11 protein-coding genes, 25 tRNA genes, 2 rRNA genes, 1 riboswitch and 1 other annotated feature (1 of these 40 running past the window's edge) are annotated in these 16,315 nt (G+C 43.6%); of the genes, 33 read left to right on the plus strand and 5 right to left on the minus strand.

Features of this window, described 5'->3' with window-relative positions; genetic code table 11:
- From IGJ45_RS00945 to IGJ45_RS01090, 30 genes are all read left to right on the plus strand, one after another.
- Positions 1-37: ribosomal RNA gene (locus IGJ45_RS00945) — 23S ribosomal RNA — on the plus strand; it begins 2,878 nt to the left of the window's first position.
- A gap of 82 nt (positions 38-119) precedes the next feature.
- Positions 120-235 (plus strand): 5S ribosomal RNA (gene rrf / locus IGJ45_RS00950).
- A gap of 16 nt (positions 236-251) precedes the next feature.
- Positions 252-324: transfer RNA gene (locus IGJ45_RS00955), tRNA-Val, on the plus strand.
- A gap of 3 nt (positions 325-327) precedes the next feature.
- Positions 328-400, plus strand: a tRNA-Lys gene (locus IGJ45_RS00960).
- A gap of 14 nt (positions 401-414) precedes the next feature.
- Positions 415-496 (plus strand) — tRNA-Leu (locus IGJ45_RS00965).
- A gap of 7 nt (positions 497-503) precedes the next feature.
- Positions 504-576: transfer RNA gene (locus IGJ45_RS00970), tRNA-Thr, on the plus strand.
- A gap of 10 nt (positions 577-586) precedes the next feature.
- Positions 587-658, plus strand: a tRNA-Gly gene (locus IGJ45_RS00975).
- A 16-nt stretch (positions 659-674) separates the two neighbouring features.
- Positions 675-760: transfer RNA gene (locus IGJ45_RS00980), tRNA-Leu, on the plus strand.
- Positions 761-771: 11 nt separating this feature from the next.
- Positions 772-845, plus strand: a tRNA-Arg gene (locus IGJ45_RS00985).
- A gap of 10 nt (positions 846-855) precedes the next feature.
- A tRNA-Pro gene (locus IGJ45_RS00990) sits at positions 856-929 on the plus strand.
- A gap of 14 nt (positions 930-943) precedes the next feature.
- Positions 944-1,016: transfer RNA gene (locus tag IGJ45_RS00995), tRNA-Ala, on the plus strand.
- Positions 1,017-1,040: 24 nt separating this feature from the next.
- A tRNA-Met gene (locus tag IGJ45_RS01000) sits at positions 1,041-1,114 on the plus strand.
- Positions 1,115-1,127: 13 nt separating this feature from the next.
- A tRNA-Ile gene (locus tag IGJ45_RS01005) sits at positions 1,128-1,201 on the plus strand.
- 19 nt (positions 1,202-1,220) lie between these two features.
- Positions 1,221-1,310, plus strand: a tRNA-Ser gene (locus IGJ45_RS01010).
- A gap of 86 nt (positions 1,311-1,396) precedes the next feature.
- A tRNA-Met gene (locus tag IGJ45_RS01015) sits at positions 1,397-1,470 on the plus strand.
- Positions 1,471-1,516: 46 nt separating this feature from the next.
- Positions 1,517-1,593 (plus strand) — tRNA-Asp (locus IGJ45_RS01020).
- Between the two features lies 1 nt (position 1,594).
- A tRNA-Gly gene (locus tag IGJ45_RS01025) sits at positions 1,595-1,665 on the plus strand.
- A 16-nt stretch (positions 1,666-1,681) separates the two neighbouring features.
- Positions 1,682-1,755, plus strand: a tRNA-Ile gene (locus IGJ45_RS01030).
- A gap of 25 nt (positions 1,756-1,780) precedes the next feature.
- A tRNA-Ser gene (locus IGJ45_RS01035) sits at positions 1,781-1,868 on the plus strand.
- 7 nt (positions 1,869-1,875) lie between these two features.
- Positions 1,876-1,947: transfer RNA gene (locus IGJ45_RS01040), tRNA-Glu, on the plus strand.
- A gap of 14 nt (positions 1,948-1,961) precedes the next feature.
- Positions 1,962-2,051: transfer RNA gene (locus IGJ45_RS01045), tRNA-Ser, on the plus strand.
- Positions 2,052-2,135: 84 nt separating this feature from the next.
- Positions 2,136-2,209 (plus strand) — tRNA-Met (locus IGJ45_RS01050).
- A gap of 17 nt (positions 2,210-2,226) precedes the next feature.
- Positions 2,227-2,299, plus strand: a tRNA-Asp gene (locus tag IGJ45_RS01055).
- 4 nt (positions 2,300-2,303) lie between these two features.
- Positions 2,304-2,376: transfer RNA gene (locus IGJ45_RS01060), tRNA-Phe, on the plus strand.
- A 4-nt stretch (positions 2,377-2,380) separates the two neighbouring features.
- A tRNA-Gly gene (locus IGJ45_RS01065) sits at positions 2,381-2,451 on the plus strand.
- Positions 2,452-2,467: 16 nt separating this feature from the next.
- Positions 2,468-2,541 (plus strand) — tRNA-Ile (locus IGJ45_RS01070).
- Positions 2,542-2,554: 13 nt separating this feature from the next.
- A tRNA-Glu gene (locus IGJ45_RS01075) sits at positions 2,555-2,626 on the plus strand.
- 102 nt (positions 2,627-2,728) lie between these two features.
- Positions 2,729-2,811: riboswitch (SMK box riboswitch) on the plus strand.
- Entirely contained in the window at positions 2,809-3,993 is a 1,185-nt protein-coding gene (metK, locus tag IGJ45_RS01080) for a methionine adenosyltransferase (protein WP_003128403.1), read from the plus strand. Its footprint overlaps the riboswitch before it by 3 nt.
- A gap of 67 nt (positions 3,994-4,060) precedes the next feature.
- Positions 4,061-5,542, plus strand: coding sequence for an MDR family MFS transporter (locus tag IGJ45_RS01085; protein ID WP_409531577.1), 1,482 nt, complete (start codon positions 4,061-4,063; stop codon positions 5,540-5,542).
- On the plus strand, positions 5,542-6,324 hold the full coding sequence (locus IGJ45_RS01090; RefSeq protein WP_021149016.1) for an alpha/beta hydrolase: 783 nt from the start codon (positions 5,542-5,544) through the stop codon (positions 6,322-6,324). The genes IGJ45_RS01085 and IGJ45_RS01090 overlap by 1 nt, the downstream gene beginning before the upstream one ends.
- 24 nt (positions 6,325-6,348) lie before the next feature.
- Here IGJ45_RS01090 and IGJ45_RS01095 read toward each other — a convergent pair whose 3' ends face one another.
- Genes IGJ45_RS01095 through IGJ45_RS01105 form a run of 3 tightly spaced genes read right to left on the minus strand, consistent with a single transcriptional unit; the run spans position 6,349 to position 8,557 of the window.
- A complete protein-coding gene (locus tag IGJ45_RS01095) occupies positions 6,349-6,924 on the minus strand; it encodes a tRNA (mnm(5)s(2)U34)-methyltransferase (RefSeq protein ID WP_005472914.1) in 576 nt (191 codons plus the stop codon).
- Positions 6,899-7,882, minus strand: a complete 984-nt coding sequence (locus IGJ45_RS01100; protein ID WP_029487327.1) for a TIGR01212 family radical SAM protein — start codon at positions 7,880-7,882, stop codon at positions 6,899-6,901. Before IGJ45_RS01100 ends, IGJ45_RS01095 begins: the two co-directional genes overlap by 26 nt.
- 24 nt (positions 7,883-7,906) lie before the next feature.
- Positions 7,907-8,557 (minus strand): phosphatase PAP2 family protein, encoded by a 651-nt coding sequence (locus tag IGJ45_RS01105; RefSeq protein ID WP_003128409.1) that lies wholly within the window; start codon positions 8,555-8,557, stop codon positions 7,907-7,909.
- A 268-nt stretch (positions 8,558-8,825) separates the two neighbouring features.
- Between IGJ45_RS01105 and IGJ45_RS01110 the strand changes: the two genes are divergently transcribed.
- Positions 8,826-10,694, plus strand: a complete 1,869-nt coding sequence (locus IGJ45_RS01110) for a LysM peptidoglycan-binding domain-containing protein (protein ID WP_423121556.1) — start codon at positions 8,826-8,828, stop codon at positions 10,692-10,694.
- A gap of 43 nt (positions 10,695-10,737) precedes the next feature.
- Positions 10,738-10,965 (plus strand) — a binding site (T-box leader).
- 88 nt (positions 10,966-11,053) lie between these two features.
- Entirely contained in the window at positions 11,054-13,468 is a 2,415-nt protein-coding gene (leuS, locus tag IGJ45_RS01115; protein ID WP_409531528.1) for a leucine--tRNA ligase, read from the plus strand.
- A 355-nt stretch (positions 13,469-13,823) separates the two neighbouring features.
- Here the strand turns inward: leuS and IGJ45_RS01120 are convergent, their stop codons facing one another.
- Positions 13,824-14,054, minus strand: coding sequence for a hypothetical protein (locus IGJ45_RS01120; protein ID WP_003128412.1), 231 nt, complete (start codon positions 14,052-14,054; stop codon positions 13,824-13,826).
- Between the two features lie 230 nt (positions 14,055-14,284).
- On the opposite strand from IGJ45_RS01120, the gene IGJ45_RS01125 reads away from it, so the two are divergent.
- Positions 14,285-14,584, plus strand: coding sequence for a DUF5960 family protein (locus IGJ45_RS01125; RefSeq protein ID WP_005472910.1), 300 nt, complete (start codon positions 14,285-14,287; stop codon positions 14,582-14,584).
- A gap of 140 nt (positions 14,585-14,724) precedes the next feature.
- Here IGJ45_RS01125 and murE read toward each other — a convergent pair whose 3' ends face one another.
- A complete protein-coding gene (gene murE, locus IGJ45_RS01130) occupies positions 14,725-16,239 on the minus strand; it encodes a UDP-N-acetylmuramyl-tripeptide synthetase (protein ID WP_003128415.1) in 1,515 nt (504 codons plus the stop codon).
- Positions 16,240-16,315 lie beyond the last annotated feature (76 nt).

A 16,315-nucleotide genomic window follows, 5' to 3' on the forward strand; every position in this document is an offset into this window, starting at 1 on the left:
GAGCGGACTGATACTAATCGATCGAGGACTTAACCACAATTGAAAAAAGCAAGGAAACTCGGAAGAGTTTTGATTCTTCGATCCAGTTTTGAGTGAGCAATACTTACTCAATTGAATAGTGTGGTGGCGATAGCGAGAAGGATACACCTGTAACCATGCCGAACACAGAAGTTAAGCTTCTTAGCGCCGATTGTAGTGAAGGGTTTCCCTTTGTGAGAGTAGGACGTCGCCACGCGTTTTTTTTAAATTATGGGGGTTTAGCTCAGCTGGGAGAGCATCTGCCTTACAAGCAGAGGGTCAGCGGTTCGAACCCGTTAACCCCCATATGAGCCGTTAGCTCAGTTGGTAGAGCATCTGACTTTTAATCAGAGGGTCACAGGTTCGAGCCCTGTACGGCTCATAGTAATAACCTATGCGGGTGTGGCGGAATTGGCAGACGCACTAGATTTAGGATCTAGCGCCTTCGGGCGTGGGGGTTCAAGTCCCTTCACCCGCACTTCATTGCCGGCTTAGCTCAGTTGGTAGAGCATCTGATTTGTAATCAGAGGGTCGAGGGTTCAAGTCCTTTAGCCGGCATCAGGAATACGCGGAAATAGCTCAGTGGTAGAGCACCACCTTGCCAAGGTGGGGGTCGCGGGTTCGAACCCCGTTTTCCGCTTTTGCCATCGCAATCAGCCGGGGTGGCGGAACTGGCAGACGCACAGGACTTAAAATCCTGCGGTGAGTGATCACCGTACCGGTTCGATTCCGGTCCTCGGCATTTCTTAATATGCGCCCATAGCTCAATTGGATAGAGTGTTTGACTACGGATCAAAAGGTTAGGGGTTCGACTCCTCTTGGGCGCGTTTTTAGCAACGGGAAGTAGCTCAGCTTGGTAGAGCACTTGGTTTGGGACCAAGGGGTCGCAGGTTCGAATCCTGTCTTCCCGATTATATTTTCAAAAGGGGCCTTAGCTCAGCTGGGAGAGCGCCTGCTTTGCACGCAGGAGGTCAGCGGTTCGATCCCGCTAGGCTCCATATCATTTGAATAAATGATTTTTTCGCGGTGTAGCTCAGCTGGCTAGAGCGTCCGGTTCATACCCGGGAGGTCGGGGGTTCGATCCCCTCCGCCGCGATTATTAAGAGCCTGGACCTTTAGCTCAGTTGGTTAGAGCAGACGGCTCATAACCGTCCGGTCGTAGGTTCGAGTCCTACAAGGTCCATTGTGGCATTGTATATGTTGGAGGATTACCCAAGTCCGGCTGAAGGGAACGGTCTTGAAAACCGTCAGGCGGGTAAAACCGTGCAAGGGTTCGAATCCCTTATCCTCCTTTACTGGATTCTTGATCGGATTGTAGATCAATGAGTACAGCTTTTAATTACTTAAAGCAGCTATTGCTTAATTAGTAATTTATTATCGCGGGATGGAGCAGTCTGGTAGCTCGTCGGGCTCATAACCCGAAGGTCGTAGGTTCAAATCCTGCTCCCGCAATTGCTTCTGTTAATACAATAGAAGCGTCAAATAAAAACTAAAATATGGTTTGGTAGTTCAGTTGGTTAGAATGCCTGCCTGTCACGCAGGAGGTCGCGGGTTCGAGTCCCGTCCAGACCGCCATGCGGGTGTAGTTTAGTGGTAAAACCACAGCCTTCCAAGCTGTTGTCGCGAGTTCGATTCTCGTCACCCGCTTTAGTTTTTATTTTTTGGGCCTATAGCTCAGCTGGTTAGAGCGCACGCCTGATAAGCGTGAGGTCGATGGTTCGAGTCCATTTAGGCCCATTGAACTATATATTTTGTTACATTTGGGGAAGTACTCAAGTGGCTGAAGAGGCGCCCCTGCTAAGGGTGTAGGTCGGGAAACCGGCGCGAGGGTTCAAATCCCTCCTTCTCCGTTTTAGCGGTCCGTTGGTCAAGTGGTTAAGACACCGCCCTTTCACGGCGGTAACACGGGTTCGAGTCCCGTACGGATCATTGCAACACTTTTTGGAGGATTACCCAAGTCCGGCTGAAGGGAACGGTCTTGAAAACCGTCAGGCGGGTAAAACCGTGCAAGGGTTCGAATCCCTTATCCTCCTTTACTGAACTCTTGATCGGATTGTAGATCAATGAGTCCAGCTTTTAATTACTTAAAGCAGCTATTGTAATTAGTAATTTATTATCGCGGGATGGAGCAGTCTGGTAGCTCGTCGGGCTCATAACCCGAAGGTCGTAGGTTCAAATCCTGCTCCCGCAATCAAAAAAACTAAATATGGTTCCGTGGTGTAGGGGTTAACATGCCTGCCTGTCACGCAGGAGATCGCGGGTTCGATTCCCGTCGGAACCGTTATGGCTCGGTAGCTCAGTTGGTAGAGCAATGGATTGAAGCTCCATGTGTCGGCAGTTCGATTCTGTCCCGCGCCATCTTGCGGGTGTAGTTTAGTGGTAAAACCACAGCCTTCCAAGCTGTTGTCGCGAGTTCGATTCTCGTCACCCGCTTTAGTTTTTTTATTTTGGGCCTATAGCTCAGCTGGTTAGAGCGCACGCCTGATAAGCGTGAGGTCGATGGTTCGAGTCCATTTAGGCCCATTGAATTTTACTTGGTCCGTTGGTCAAGTGGTTAAGACACCGCCCTTTCACGGCGGTAACACGGGTTCGAATCCCGTACGGATCATGAAAGCATCCTTTGGAATGCTTTTTTTTTATGTTTTAAAAAAGGCAATTTTAAAAGTTTTTCCATAAATTAGGCACAGTAGGTCAAAATTTGTTATAATCAGTCCGTTGCAAGTTCCCGAAAGGATTCGCAGCTGCGAAGATGCCTTGTAACCGAATCGAAATTTAGGGGGAATACAAAAAATGACAGAGAAACATTTATTTACTTCAGAATCTGTATCTGAAGGACATCCAGATAAAGTGGCTGATCAAATCAGTGATGCTATTTTAGATGCGCTGCTTGCTGAAGATCCAATGGCACGGGTTGCCTGCGAAACCTCGGTGACGACCGGATTAGTATTGGTTTTTGGCGAAATCTCGACAAGTGCCTATGTAGATATTCAAAAAATTGTTCGCGAAACCATCAAAGGAATCGGTTATACACGGGCAAAATTCGGCTTTGATGGTGACACTGTGGCGGTATTGGTAGCCATTGATGAACAATCACCTGATATTGCTCAAGGCGTTGACAATGCATTAGAAGTACGCGATGAAGCGAATGAAGAAGAAATCGGTGCCGGAGATCAAGGATTGATGTTTGGTTTTGCTGTTGATGAAACACCAGAATTGATGCCATTACCAATTGCATTGAGTCACCGTCTTGTTCGGCGATTAGCAGAACTGCGTAAAACGAATGAATTGACCTATTTGCGTCCTGACGCAAAATCCCAAGTAACTGTCGAGTATGATGATCAAGATCAGCCTCGTCGAGTGGATACAGTTGTTATCAGCACACAGCATGATGATGCAGTAGACAATGAAACGATTCGTCATGACGTTATTGAAAAAGTGATTAAAGAAGTGATACCAGCTTCTCTTTTAGACGATGAAACAAAATATTATATCAATCCGACAGGACGATTTGTCATCGGTGGGCCTCAAGGGGATGCCGGATTGACTGGTAGAAAAATCATCGTAGATACTTATGGTGGATATGCAAGACATGGCGGTGGCGCATTTTCTGGGAAAGATGCAACAAAAGTTGACCGTTCTGCTAGTTATGCTGCACGCTATATTGCTAAAAATATCGTTGCAGCGAAACTTGCCCGAAAGGTAGAGGTTCAGCTAGCTTATGCGATTGGTGTAGCACAACCTGTATCGATTCGAATTGATACGTTTGGAACCGGAAAAGTCAGTCAAGAGAAATTGATCCAAGCTGTAAGAGAGAATTTTGATCTGCGGCCAGCTGGAATTATAGAAATGTTGAATCTACGTCGTCCGATTTATCGTCAGACAGCGGCATATGGACATTTTGGTCGTACAGATATCGACTTGCCATGGGAACAAACAGATAAAGTGGATGCTTTATTGGCAAGTGTGAAGGAATAAAGAGGCGACCTCTGTTGATGTAAATCAATAGAGGTTCTTTTTTTTGACTTAGAAGAGGGGGAGAATGATGAAAACGAATGTGACACGTGTGACGATTGCTGTTTTTGTTGCAACATTTATGACGGCTATCGAAGGGACGATCATTACGACTGCTATGCCGACGATCGTTGGTTCTTTACACGGGATCGAGATCATGAATTGGGTTTTTTCGATTTACTTATTGACTAGTGCTATGTTGACACCCATTTACGGTAAACTTGCCGATACCATTGGTCGTAAACCGATTTTTTTATTTGGGACACTGCTCTTTATGATTGGTTCCGCACTCTGTGGCTTGTCAAACAGCATGCTGACACTCATCCTTTCGAGAGCTGTTCAAGGAATCGGGGCTGGTGCGATGATGCCTGTTGCATTGACGATCATCGCCGACTTGTACCCTGTAGAAAAGAGAGCGAAAGTCTTGGGTTTGAACAGTACTGCTTGGGGGATTGCTAGTGTCGTCGGTCCATTAGCTGGTGGTATGATTGTTGATACAGTCGGTTGGCACTGGATCTTTTTTATTAATGTGCCGATTGGTGTGTTTCTTCTTGGCATGATTTGGTTTTATTTTCATGAAAACAAAAAGACGAAGAAATCTGAGAAAATGGATTTACTTGGTAGTTTTTTGATGATGGTCACATTAGTTTCTCTGCTTTTAGGGTTTCAGTTACTAGGCGATCAGGGGTTAAGTGTTGCTGTGGTAAGCTTACTGATTTTGGCTATTGTAACATTCCTGCTGTTTTATCGAGTAGAGAAAAAAGCAGCAGATCCATTAATTGATTTAGCGTTATTCCATTCTAGAACTTTTGTGGTAGTAAATATTGTTGCAGCACTAGCTAGCGGTTTTTTGATGGGTATCGATGTGTATATCCCAATGTGGATGCAAGGAGTCTTAGGAATGAGTGCAGGTATCGGTGGTCTTGTACTAGCACCGTTATCGATTTTATGGATGGTCGGCTCATTTCTAGCTAGCCGCTGGTTGCTGAAGCGGTCGGTTTCATGGGTCCTAACGGCTAGTCTATTAATTACGCTTGTTGGCGCAATCTGGCTTTTTATTACCCCAATGAAAACGTCTTTTCTCTGGTTTTTAGGAATCTCTTCAATTACCGGAATCGGATTGGGAGCGACGATGGTCGTTTGTACCGTGACTGCTCAAACGAGTGTTCCTCATTCACAAATTGGGGTAGCGACCTCCTTCAATACGCTATTAAGAACAATTGGTCAGACAATCATGGTTTCTGTTTTCGGGATCGTCTTGAATATCAGCAATAATTTTGGATTGAAAGAAGCAGGTATTCAAGATCAGGAAATCATGAATCGCTTAGTGGACCCAACTGCTGCTAAGAAACTTTCAACAGACATTCTGCTTCAATTACGAGGAATTTTGTACGATGGATTACATTGGGTATATGGATTAGGATTGTTGCTGATTGTGCTTGCTTTGGTGTTTGCCCGTACAATTCGGCGAGAATCTGGTACAATGATAAAAAAAGAATCGCAGGTGATTTGATGGCTTTTATACAAGCAAATATCTATTCAAATGTTCTTGAAATGGAAGTAATGGTAAACGTGATTCTCCCCCAAACTACCATCAAAAAGGTAGGTACAACTACAAAAAATGATCAAAAAGAATTACCAGTTCTATATCTATTACATGGAATGGGCGGTAATCATAGTGTCTGGGAAAGACGAACTTCGATCGAGCGCTATGTGAGCGACTATCAAATGGCAGTGATCATGCCTTCGACTGATTTGGCTTGGTATACAGATACAACTTATGATATGAAGTACTGGACCTTTGTTGCAGAAGAGTTACCGCAAATCTGCCGAGAGCTGTTTCCTCAATTGAGCAGTGATCGGGAGAAGACATTTGCTGCTGGTCTATCTATGGGGGGCTATGGTGCTGTTAAGTTGGGTTTGCGTAAACCAGAGAGTTTTGCTGCCGTTGCCTCTTTGTCCGGGGCTTTAGCGATTGCTGAAAGCATGGATTCTCTTTTAAAGATTCGAAATACTTCTTACTGGGAAGGGATTTTTGGCCCATTGGATCAGTTTCAAGGTTCAGAGAATGATTTGATCCATTTGATCGATACGATTGATCCGCAAAAGGCACCGCGCTTTTATATTAGTTGTGGAACAGAAGACCAACTGTTTCCTGCAAGTGAATATGCAGTTGCAAAAATGCAGGAACGTGACTTGGCAGTGACATTTGAGTCTGGTTCCGGAGATCACGATTGGCAATTTTGGGATCAGTGGATCCAACGGGTATTAAACTGGCTCGTTGAAGGAAAATAAAAAACATCAGAGACCGAAGAATAGTCAACGGTTCTCTGATGTTTTTTTTCGTTCGATACAAAACAGGACTGGTGGTTGGTTGCGCTGATTGATGAATTGATAGGACAGCACGTTAAATTGCGCTTGTGGTAATTGACGACAAAAGCGATGAACAGCTTCTAACTCTTCAGGTCCGCCTTCGTGGCCATAATAGCATACAAGGATGATCCGACCGCAAGGAACAATACGTTGGATCAACGCTTGCAGTGCCTGTTCGGTCGTCTCAGGTAAAGTAATGATTTTTTTATCGCTCTTTGGTAAGTAACCTAGATTGAAAATAGCTGCATGAACGGCATCAGGGACGTAATCCGCTACTGTTTCATGTCCTTGGTGGATCAGTTCAACTTGCGGCAGGAGTCCTTTTGCTAACAAGCGTTCTTTTGTTGTGGTCACTGCTTGTTCCTGAATATCAAAGGCATAGACTTTGCCTTCAGGTCCGACTAGTGTTGCCAACAGCTCGGTATCATGGCCATTTCCCATGGTGGCATCAACTACGGTCTGTCCGGGTTTGACGACTTCTTGTAAAAGGGTGTGGCTATAACGCATGGCTGTTTGTAGCATAGATAGCCTCTTTTCTAACATCAAATTTTCCTTGATAGGAGTCGCGGCGCAGCATTTCTTTATCGATCTCATTCAAGACTTCCCATTTTTTGAGACTCCACATAGGTCCAATCAAAGCATCCCAAGGAGCGTCACCTGTCAGACGATGAATGATGATCTCCGCAGGAATCATTTCTAGTTGGTCGCAAATCAAAGAGACATAAGTCTCTCTTTGCATCAATTGCAGCTTGCCTTCATGATAGTCCCGGAGCATGCGGGTATTTCGCATCAAATGCAAGAGATGGAGTTTGATCCCTTGAATATCTGAGTCCAAGATTGTTTTCCGCACATTTTCCCGCATCATTTCTAATGTTTCACCAGGGAGTCCATTGATCAAATGGGTACAAACCTGAATGCCATGTTTTCTCAATTTAGCGACACCATCAAGATATGTTTGATAATCATGCGCACGGTTGATTGCGTTGCTGGTGGTTTCAAAGGTTGTTTGTAACCCTAACTCCACCCACAAATAAAAGCGTTGGTTCAATTCAGCTAGATAGTCTACCACATCGTCTGGAAGACAGTCAGGACGTGTACCGATAGAAACACCAACGACACCTGGCATGGTCAAAACTTGTTCAAACCGCTCTCGAATGACTGCAGCTGGGGCATGGGTATTGGTGAAATTTTGGAAATAAACGATGTACTTATCGACATGGGGCCATTTTTTGTGCATCATATCGATTTCTTTATGAAATTGAACGGGCAGCGGGGCTTCAGGTGCAACGATCATGTCGCCTGAACCAGATACGCTGCAAAAGGTACAACCACCTTTTGCAACAGTACCATCTCGATTGGGACAGTCGAAGCCAGCATCGATCGGTACTTTAAAGATTTTTTCACCAAATTCCTGACGCAATGCATAATTCCAAGAATGGTAACGTTTATGCTGATTTTCGGCATAGGGGAATGAATTCATGGATTTTACCTTCTTTTCTTTTTTCTAAGATTGTTTTTGTTGGAAACGCCAGACAAAACGCTTTTCTAAATAGTACGGATAGGTCAGTAACAGCCAAGAGAGTCCCACACAAAATCCGCCGAGTACGTCGCTAGGAAAGTGAACACCTAGATAGATCCGACTGATACCGATCAGAAAAATCAGTAAGCCAAGCAAGATTCTCATACCCCAGCGTAACGCTTGTGACTGGAAAAAGACAGGAATCAGCAAAAGTAAGGTTCCATAAAATACCATGCTGCCAGTGGAGTGTCCGCTAGGAAAACTAGAGCTTGTCTCCAACACTAAATGTTCCAGTGTTGGTCTTTCTCGCATAAAGAATAATTTAATCAACGGATTGAAGACCGCTGAGATGCCAATCGTACCGAAACTGAGCCACAGTGCTTCGGAATAGAAGCGATTGATAAGCAACACGACCAATACAACAATGAAAAGCAGCCCAATCGTTACTGGATTAGCAAACTTGGTCACCCATAGGAAAAAGTCAGTCAAAAAAGGGTAACCGCTACGGATCAAACGAGTGCTACTTTCATCGAAAGGATTCAGCCAAGTTGGATAGAATTTGACAACATAGCCTAAAAAGGCAAAGAGCAGCAAAAAACAGCTGCCGGCGAATTGATAATACAGTTTTTTGTTCATAAAAAAATCCTCATTTCTACAGGCAAACATAGTGAGTCTATTGTCTATTATACCATTTATCTTGGAGGGACAAAAGACAGTGGCGCAGGGGTGTTTCTTGAGGGACAATATTGTATAACAAGAAATTGTTGCTTACTTCTTCTTTCGAATAATGTACGTTAGATTACAAAGAGTTTACAGTTTGGCGAAAAGAAGGAAATAACTTTTATAAAATCTTAAGAAATTGTATACTAAACGTAGGAAAAAAATAGAAGACGGAGGAACGTTCATGAACATGAGTTTATCGCGCAAAGAGCGTCGCAGAGAAGGACAGTCCAGTGAATTTTATCAAACGATGAGAAAAAGTGCCGCTGTTGTAGGGACAACCATAACCGCTTGCTCAGTAGTAGCGCCTTTGCTGACTCCAGTTCAAGCGGATGCCGTAGAAAATACTGTGGTGAGAAGTAACTTTGCTGCACCTAATACAGCAGCATTCATTACAGAAATCGCAACTTATGCACAGCCTGTTGCCCAAGCAAATGATCTTTATGCTTCAGTCATGATCGCACAAGCCATTCTTGAAAGCGGCTGGGGAAGAAGTGCCCTGTCCCAATCACCTAACCATAATCTTTTTGGAATCAAGGGCAGTCATAATGGTCAGACAGTCTATATGAACACAGCAGAGTATTTAAACAATCAATGGTTGACTATGAAAGAACCCTTCAAAAAATACCCTTCTTACAAAGAATCTTTTGAAGACAACGCACGAACATTAAGAAATGTTTCGCTAGGAAACGGTAATTATTATTATGCAGGTGCTTGGAAGAGCAATACGTCTTCTTACCGTGATGCAACCCAATGGTTGACGGGGCGTTACGCAACAGCTCCCAACTATGCTTCTTCATTGAATACGGTGATCCAGCAGTATGGCTTGACTAAATATGATACACCAGCTTCAGGCAATGCCGGTGGTGGAGCAACGGTCAGTACGCCTAATACCGCTACAAATCCTGTCAGCAAGCCAGCAGCGACATCGTCAGTTTCTTCTGGTAGTCAAGGCTATACAGTTGCGTCAGGGGATTCTGTCTGGGGAATCGCTAATAAATTCGGCATCACAATGGATCAGCTATGTAGCTGGAACAATATTCGCAATAATTTTATCTACCCAGGACAAAAACTGACGATCAATGGTGGTACTGCCAAACAAACGACGAATACAGGGACCATATCTACCACGACAGCAAGTGCTGGTAGTTATACTGTTGCTTCAGGGGACTCGGTTTGGAGTGTGGCGAACAAGCATAGTATCACGATGGACCAATTGCGCAACTGGAACAATATCAAAAATGACTTTATTTATCCTGGTCAACACTTAGTCGTAAAAAATGGTACTGGGTCAAAAAGTCAGGCCAACAAGACTACAGCAATAAGTTCTGTAACCAATGCTGGTAGTTATACCGTTGCGTCAGGGGACTCGGTTTGGAGTGTGGCGAATAAGCATGGCATCACGATGGATCAATTGCGCAACTGGAACAATATCAAAAATGACTTTATTTATCCTGGTCAACACTTAGTCGTAAAAAATGGTACTGGGTCAAAAAGTCAGGCCAACAAGACTACAGCAATAAGTTCTGTAACCAATGCTGGTAGTTATACCGTTGCGTCAGGGGACTCGGTTTGGAGTGTGGCGAATAAGCATGGCATCACGATGGATCAATTGCGCAGCTGGAACAATATCAAAAATGACTTTATTTATCCTGGTCAACGCTTAGTCGTAAAAAATTCTGGAAATAAACAGACAAGTAGCCCGACCACAGCTTCTACGAGCATTTCTTCATCAGCTGGCAGTCAAAAGTATACCGTTGCGTCAGGGGACTCGGTTTGGTCGATTGCTAATAAATTTGGTATCACGATGGACCAATTCCGCAGTTGGAACAATATCAAAAATGATTACGTCTATCCTGGTCAAAGCGTACGGGTCAGCGGTACGGCAACGGCTGCGAATCAGACGGCAAGTACGAGCAACTATACCGTAGTATCTGGCGATTCTGTCTGGGGAATTGCGGATAAATTTGGTATTTCCAGAGATCAATTTATTCAATGGAATAACATTAAAGACAACTTTGTTTATCCTGGCCAAAGCGTTCGCGTAAAATAGATTGCTATTCCGCTGTTTTTTTGATAGGATAAGTGCAAAGAATCTTTCACATTTGAGAAGGAATAGTAGAAACGTGTTGGAATCAAGAGAGTGCATGGCTGGTGGAAATGCACAGAAGACCTTTCGAACTCGCCTTCAAGTGATATTTGACTGAAATGAGTGTTTCTCAGAACCGCTCAAAGTAGGCAGATACGGCGATGGTCGTTAACACATCGAGGTCTGTTTCATAACAGATAAAATTAGGTGGTACCACGTTTATAACGTCCTATAAAAATCAATAGTGATTTTTATAGGACTTTTTTTTAAGTTCTGCTGATTTTTGATCAAGTCAGAGCACCAATTTTTAGGAGGCGTCCATAGTGAACTACAATCACAAAGAAATTGAAAAAAAATGGCAAAAATATTGGGCTAAGAAAAATGAGTTCAATACCCACGATCAACCGGATAAACCAAAGTTTTATGCGTTAGACATGTTCCCATATCCTTCTGGACAAGGATTGCACGTAGGGCATCCAGAAGGATATACAGCGACGGATATTCTAAGCCGCTTCAAGCGCAGCCAAGGATTCAACGTTCTTCATCCCATGGGCTGGGATGCTTTTGGGTTGCCTGCTGAACAATATGCATTGGACACGGGGAATGATCCGGCCGAGTTTACGAAAAAAAATATTGAAACATTCCGTCGTCAAATCAATTCACTGGGGTTTAGTTACGATTGGAATCGTGAGATCAACACGACAGATCCTGAGTACTATAAATGGACGCAATGGATTTTTACCAAACTTTATGAAAAAGGATTGGCTTATGAAGCCGAGGTTCCTGTCAATTGGGTTCCAGAGTTAGGAACGGTTATCGCCAATGAAGAAGTGATCGATGGCAAAAGTGAACGCGGCGGCTACGATGTTATTCGCAAACCTATGCGTCAGTGGATGTTGAAGATCACGGCTTATGCGGATCGCTTGCTAGATGATCTAGAAGAAGTTGATTGGCCTGAGAGCATCAAAGAAATGCAGCGGAATTGGATCGGTCGTTCTGTGGGTGCCAATGTCACCTTCAAAGTAGCGGGTAGCGATGCAGCATTCACCGTCTTTACGACACGACCAGATACATTGTTCGGTGCCACTTATACGGTTTTGGCTCCTGAACATGAGTTGGTACAAGCCATCACTACACCGGAGCAAAAAGCAGCAGTTGAGGCATATGTAGCAGAAACAGCGAAGAAGTCCGATTTGAATCGGACCGATTTGTCTAAAGAAAAGACGGGTGTCTTCACAGGGGCCTATGCGGTCAATCCAGCGAATGGGAAAGAAGTGCCAATTTGGATTGCTGACTATGTGTTGGCTTCATATGGTACTGGTGCGATCATGGCTGTGCCAGCTCATGACGAACGTGACCATGAATTTGCAAAAGCTTTTGGGTTAGAAATCATTTCTGTTCTGGCTGGGGGAGACGTTGAAGAAGCTGCTTATACTGAAGACGGTCCTCATATCAATTCAGAGTTTCTGGATGGTCTAGATAAAGAAGCTGCAATTGAAAAAATGAACCACTGGTTAGAAGAACAAGGAGTCGGTAAAAAAGAAATCAGCTACCGTCTGCGAGACTGGCTGTTTTCTCGGCAGCGTTACTGGGGTGAGCCTATCCCGATCATTCATTGGGAAGACGGTACTACAACCACTCTTCCGGAAGAGCAATTGCCACTACGCTTGCCAAAAACCGATAATATCAAGCCAAGTGGTACAGGTGAATCGCCATTGGCGAATGTCAGCGAGTGGGTCAATGTCGTTGATCCAGAAACAGGCATGAAGGGACGTCGTGAAACGAATACGATGCCGCAATGGGCGGGGAGTTCTTGGTATTTCTTGCGGTTTATCGACCCTCACAATAAGAATCGCTTAGCCGATTTTGACAAATTGAAACGCTGGTTACCAGTAGATATCTATATTGGTGGGGCAGAACATGCGGTGCTTCATTTACTTTATGCTCGTTTCTGGCATAAGTTCCTTTATGATCTTGGTGTCGTACCGACAAAAGAACCATTCCAGAAATTATTCAATCAAGGGATGATTCTTGGGGAAAACAATGAAAAAATGTCGAAGTCTCGCGGAAACGTCGTAAATCCGGATGATGTCATCGAACAATACGGAGCAGATACACTGCGCATGTATGAAATGTTCATGGGTCCATTAGATGCATCGATCGCTTGGAATGAAAACGGCTTGGAAGGTAGCCGTAAATTCCTAGACCGCGTTTGGCGTTTGATCGTGGATGAAAATGGCAAAATGCGTGATCGAATTACTACATTCAATGATGGCAAACTAAGTAAAGTTTACAACCAAACAGTTAAAAAAGTTACCGAAGATTTTGAACAGCTTCATTTCAACACGGCTATTTCACAGCTGATGGTCTTTGTGAACGAAGCATATAAGTCCGATGCACTACCATATGAATATGTTGCTGGATTTGTCCAATTGTTGGCACCGATTGCCCCTCATATCGGTGAAGAACTATGGGCAATTCTCGGAAATAAAGAGGGCATCTCTTATGTGCCATGGCCAACTTATGATGAAAGTGCGCTAGTCGAAGATGAAATCGAAGTGGTATTCCAAGTGAACGGCAAAGTTCGCGCAAAAGCTAAAGTTCCTGCGGATGCAGACAAAGCGACGCTCGAACAGTTAGCTCAATCAAATGAACTGGTAAAAGAACAATTGAATGGAAAAACGATTCGCAAAATCATCGTTGTACCAAATAAATTGGTCAATATCGTCGCTAATTAATTGAAAAGAGGGACTGTGCCATAAGTCTCCTACAAGTAAAACTATCCGAACATTAATGATTATTGCTCCTGCGGTGCAGGGACTCCTCGTCGCAAAAGTCAGAGGAATCTATCCTAGCAATAGACTATTATTCGGTTTAACTTGTTGGATGATGACTTATGGCACAGTCCCTCTAAACATGTCTAAACGGTCGGAGCAGATGCAACTCCGAGAAATAAGTCGAAATACCCAAAAATTTGAAAAGCAATTTCTGTGTAGTCCTTCTTATTTCTCGGAGTTTAACACTTCTGTCCTCGCTTTTTTTGTACAAAAAAGCAGCGGTTCAGCTGATGCAAACATCAACTGCCGCTGCATACTATTTTTTGCGAATAATGCCGTAAAACAATACAGCTGTAGCCACTAATGGAATAAAGATCACCAATAGAAAGCCATTTGGATATGTTGCGCGAGTGAAGATTTCTGTGGAAGTATCATTTGTGCCGATCAAGTGGTTTGCTACTAAAAATTGTCCGACCAATGCGATCATTGCTAGAAAACCTACTGTTGCCCCTGTTCCAAAGAAGATTTTTTTCTTTGTGCTGTTCATTGCGTCTGCCCCTTTAATATTCTCTATGTCCCATTATACAAAAAATGAAAAAGTCTTCAATGCGATTTTGTCAAATCATTGATTCGTAATACACTTGAAATGAATTTGACATATTTTTCTAGTCAGCTGACTCTTTCTAAGTGAAACGGCAATCAAATCATTCGCTGAACTAAGAGGGGTCTCGTATAATAGAATTAACGCAAATGAAAGCGCAGAAAGAAGGAATAAAAATGGACTATCAATCTTTTGAAGGTCAAGAGGCTTTTTTCAATGATTATCAACGAGTAGCAAAAGCAGGTTACCAAGAAGAAGAAGTGATCGATGACGTGCTGGAACAGCTGAATCAGCAATTGACTGCGGACCAGCTAATTTACCGAGTGGAAGCGGAAAAAACGAAAGACGGCGAAGTCTTTCTGTTTCCTTTCAGCAAATTCATGTATACCGAAGATTTGGACGCAGCAATCTCGACAGAATTTCGCTATGATGGTGCTCCTTATGTCTATGAAACCTATGAGGATGAACAACCATAATTTTCAGCAAGGTATTTAAATCAAGAACTTTTTAAGAGGCATTTGCATAGACACAAAAATAAACACCCAAAGGATGACCCGCTTGATGCTGTCATTCTTTGGGTGTTTGTTGTTAACGGATAGGTGAGGCAATGAAAAAATCAAAGCAAACGCTGAGCGATCTGCAAATCACCTTCATAAGGTTCTTTTTGACCATTGACTTTCAAATATTGCTCAGCGCCTTTACCAGCTAGAATCACGATATCTTGACTAGCGGCTTCAGCAACCGCTGATTGGACCGCAAGGCTGCGGTCCATCTGTTCTTCAATAATGACAGTAGGTGCAGTGATCGCAGCGGCTATCTCGGCAGCAATAGCACGAGGATCCTCAAAGTTAGGGTCATCAGAAGTTAAATAGACTTTATCTGCATACTCAGAAAGCGCTCGACCCATGTCAGGACGTCGTGATTCTGCTTTGCCGCCGGCACTGCCGGTCACAAAAATCAGCCGTCCTTTTGGCCGCAATGTATGGGCTAGCTCACTCAATGACTTAAAGCTTAAGTAGTTGTGGGCATAATCAACGATGATCAATGCGCCATTTTGTTTTTCCAGAACGATCATTCGTCCTGGAATCGTTACATTAGGCAAGACAGATTGTGCTTCTTCTTGGGTAGCTCCCGCAAGACAAGCAGCAACGATTGCAGCAGTAGCATTGTCGTGATTGAATTCTCCTAGCAAAGCCAACTGATAGTCGCCATTCACAAGAAGAATATCTTTTTCAGAATGGATGCGGAATGATTTAGGATCGCCCGATTCCGCTGGTAATACTTGATAATCTCCATCGCATTGGCCATAGGTGATCAATGGTACTTGATGAGCAGCACAAGTTTCTTTTAATAGTTCAAAATAATCGCTTTGTCGGTTAATGATCATTTGTTTACTATTGTGGATCAACTCGCGTTTGCAGAAAAGATAATCATCAAAGTCCGGATGTTCTACTGGACCGATATGATCGGGCGAAATATTTAGAAAGATTCCAATTTCATAAGTGATCCCAGAGACACGTTTGGTTTTATAAGCTTGGGAAGAGACTTCCATTACTAGATGTGTCATACCATTAGCGACTGCTTCGGCCATCATAGCATACAAGTCTAACGTTTCCGGAGTCGTCAAAACTGCTTCCTGATAGTTCTTTCCGTCAACAGTATTTTCTTCAGAGGAGAAAAAAGCTACTTTCTGATTGGTTGTTTTGGCTAAAATCTCCCGCACAAAATAAGCACAGCTCGTTTTGCCTTTTGTTCCTGTGATTCCAATTTTAAACAGCTGATCTTGCGGATTGTTGTAAAAAGCCTGGGCAATACAAGCCATGGCTGCTCGGATATCTGTAACGATGATGCCATAGGCGGAACAATTTTCATAAGGGTGTTCCGAAACATAACATTGAAGACCCTGAGCAACGGCACTTTCCAAATAGCTTTCTTTGAACGCGGCACCTTTACAGAAGAATAGCGTATTTGCGTCTGTCTGACGCGAATCATAACTTAATGAGGTAAAGATCAAGTCGTTCATTTCTTGTGGAACGGTATAATGCCATTCTTGGCCGATAAACTCTTTTAATAGATTTGCTTCGATCAACAACCCGCGGATCTGATGGGGGGTAATGGTAAGTAGTGACATCTTGGTTCTCCTCGTTTCAAAAAGTTTAGTTTATTATAGCATATTCAGGCAAATCGAATGGAAGACAGCATGCGAT

This window comes from Enterococcus sp. DIV0574 (genome assembly GCF_051711125.1).
In the GTDB taxonomy this organism is placed as follows: domain Bacteria; phylum Bacillota; class Bacilli; order Lactobacillales; family Enterococcaceae; genus Enterococcus_D; species Enterococcus_D gallinarum.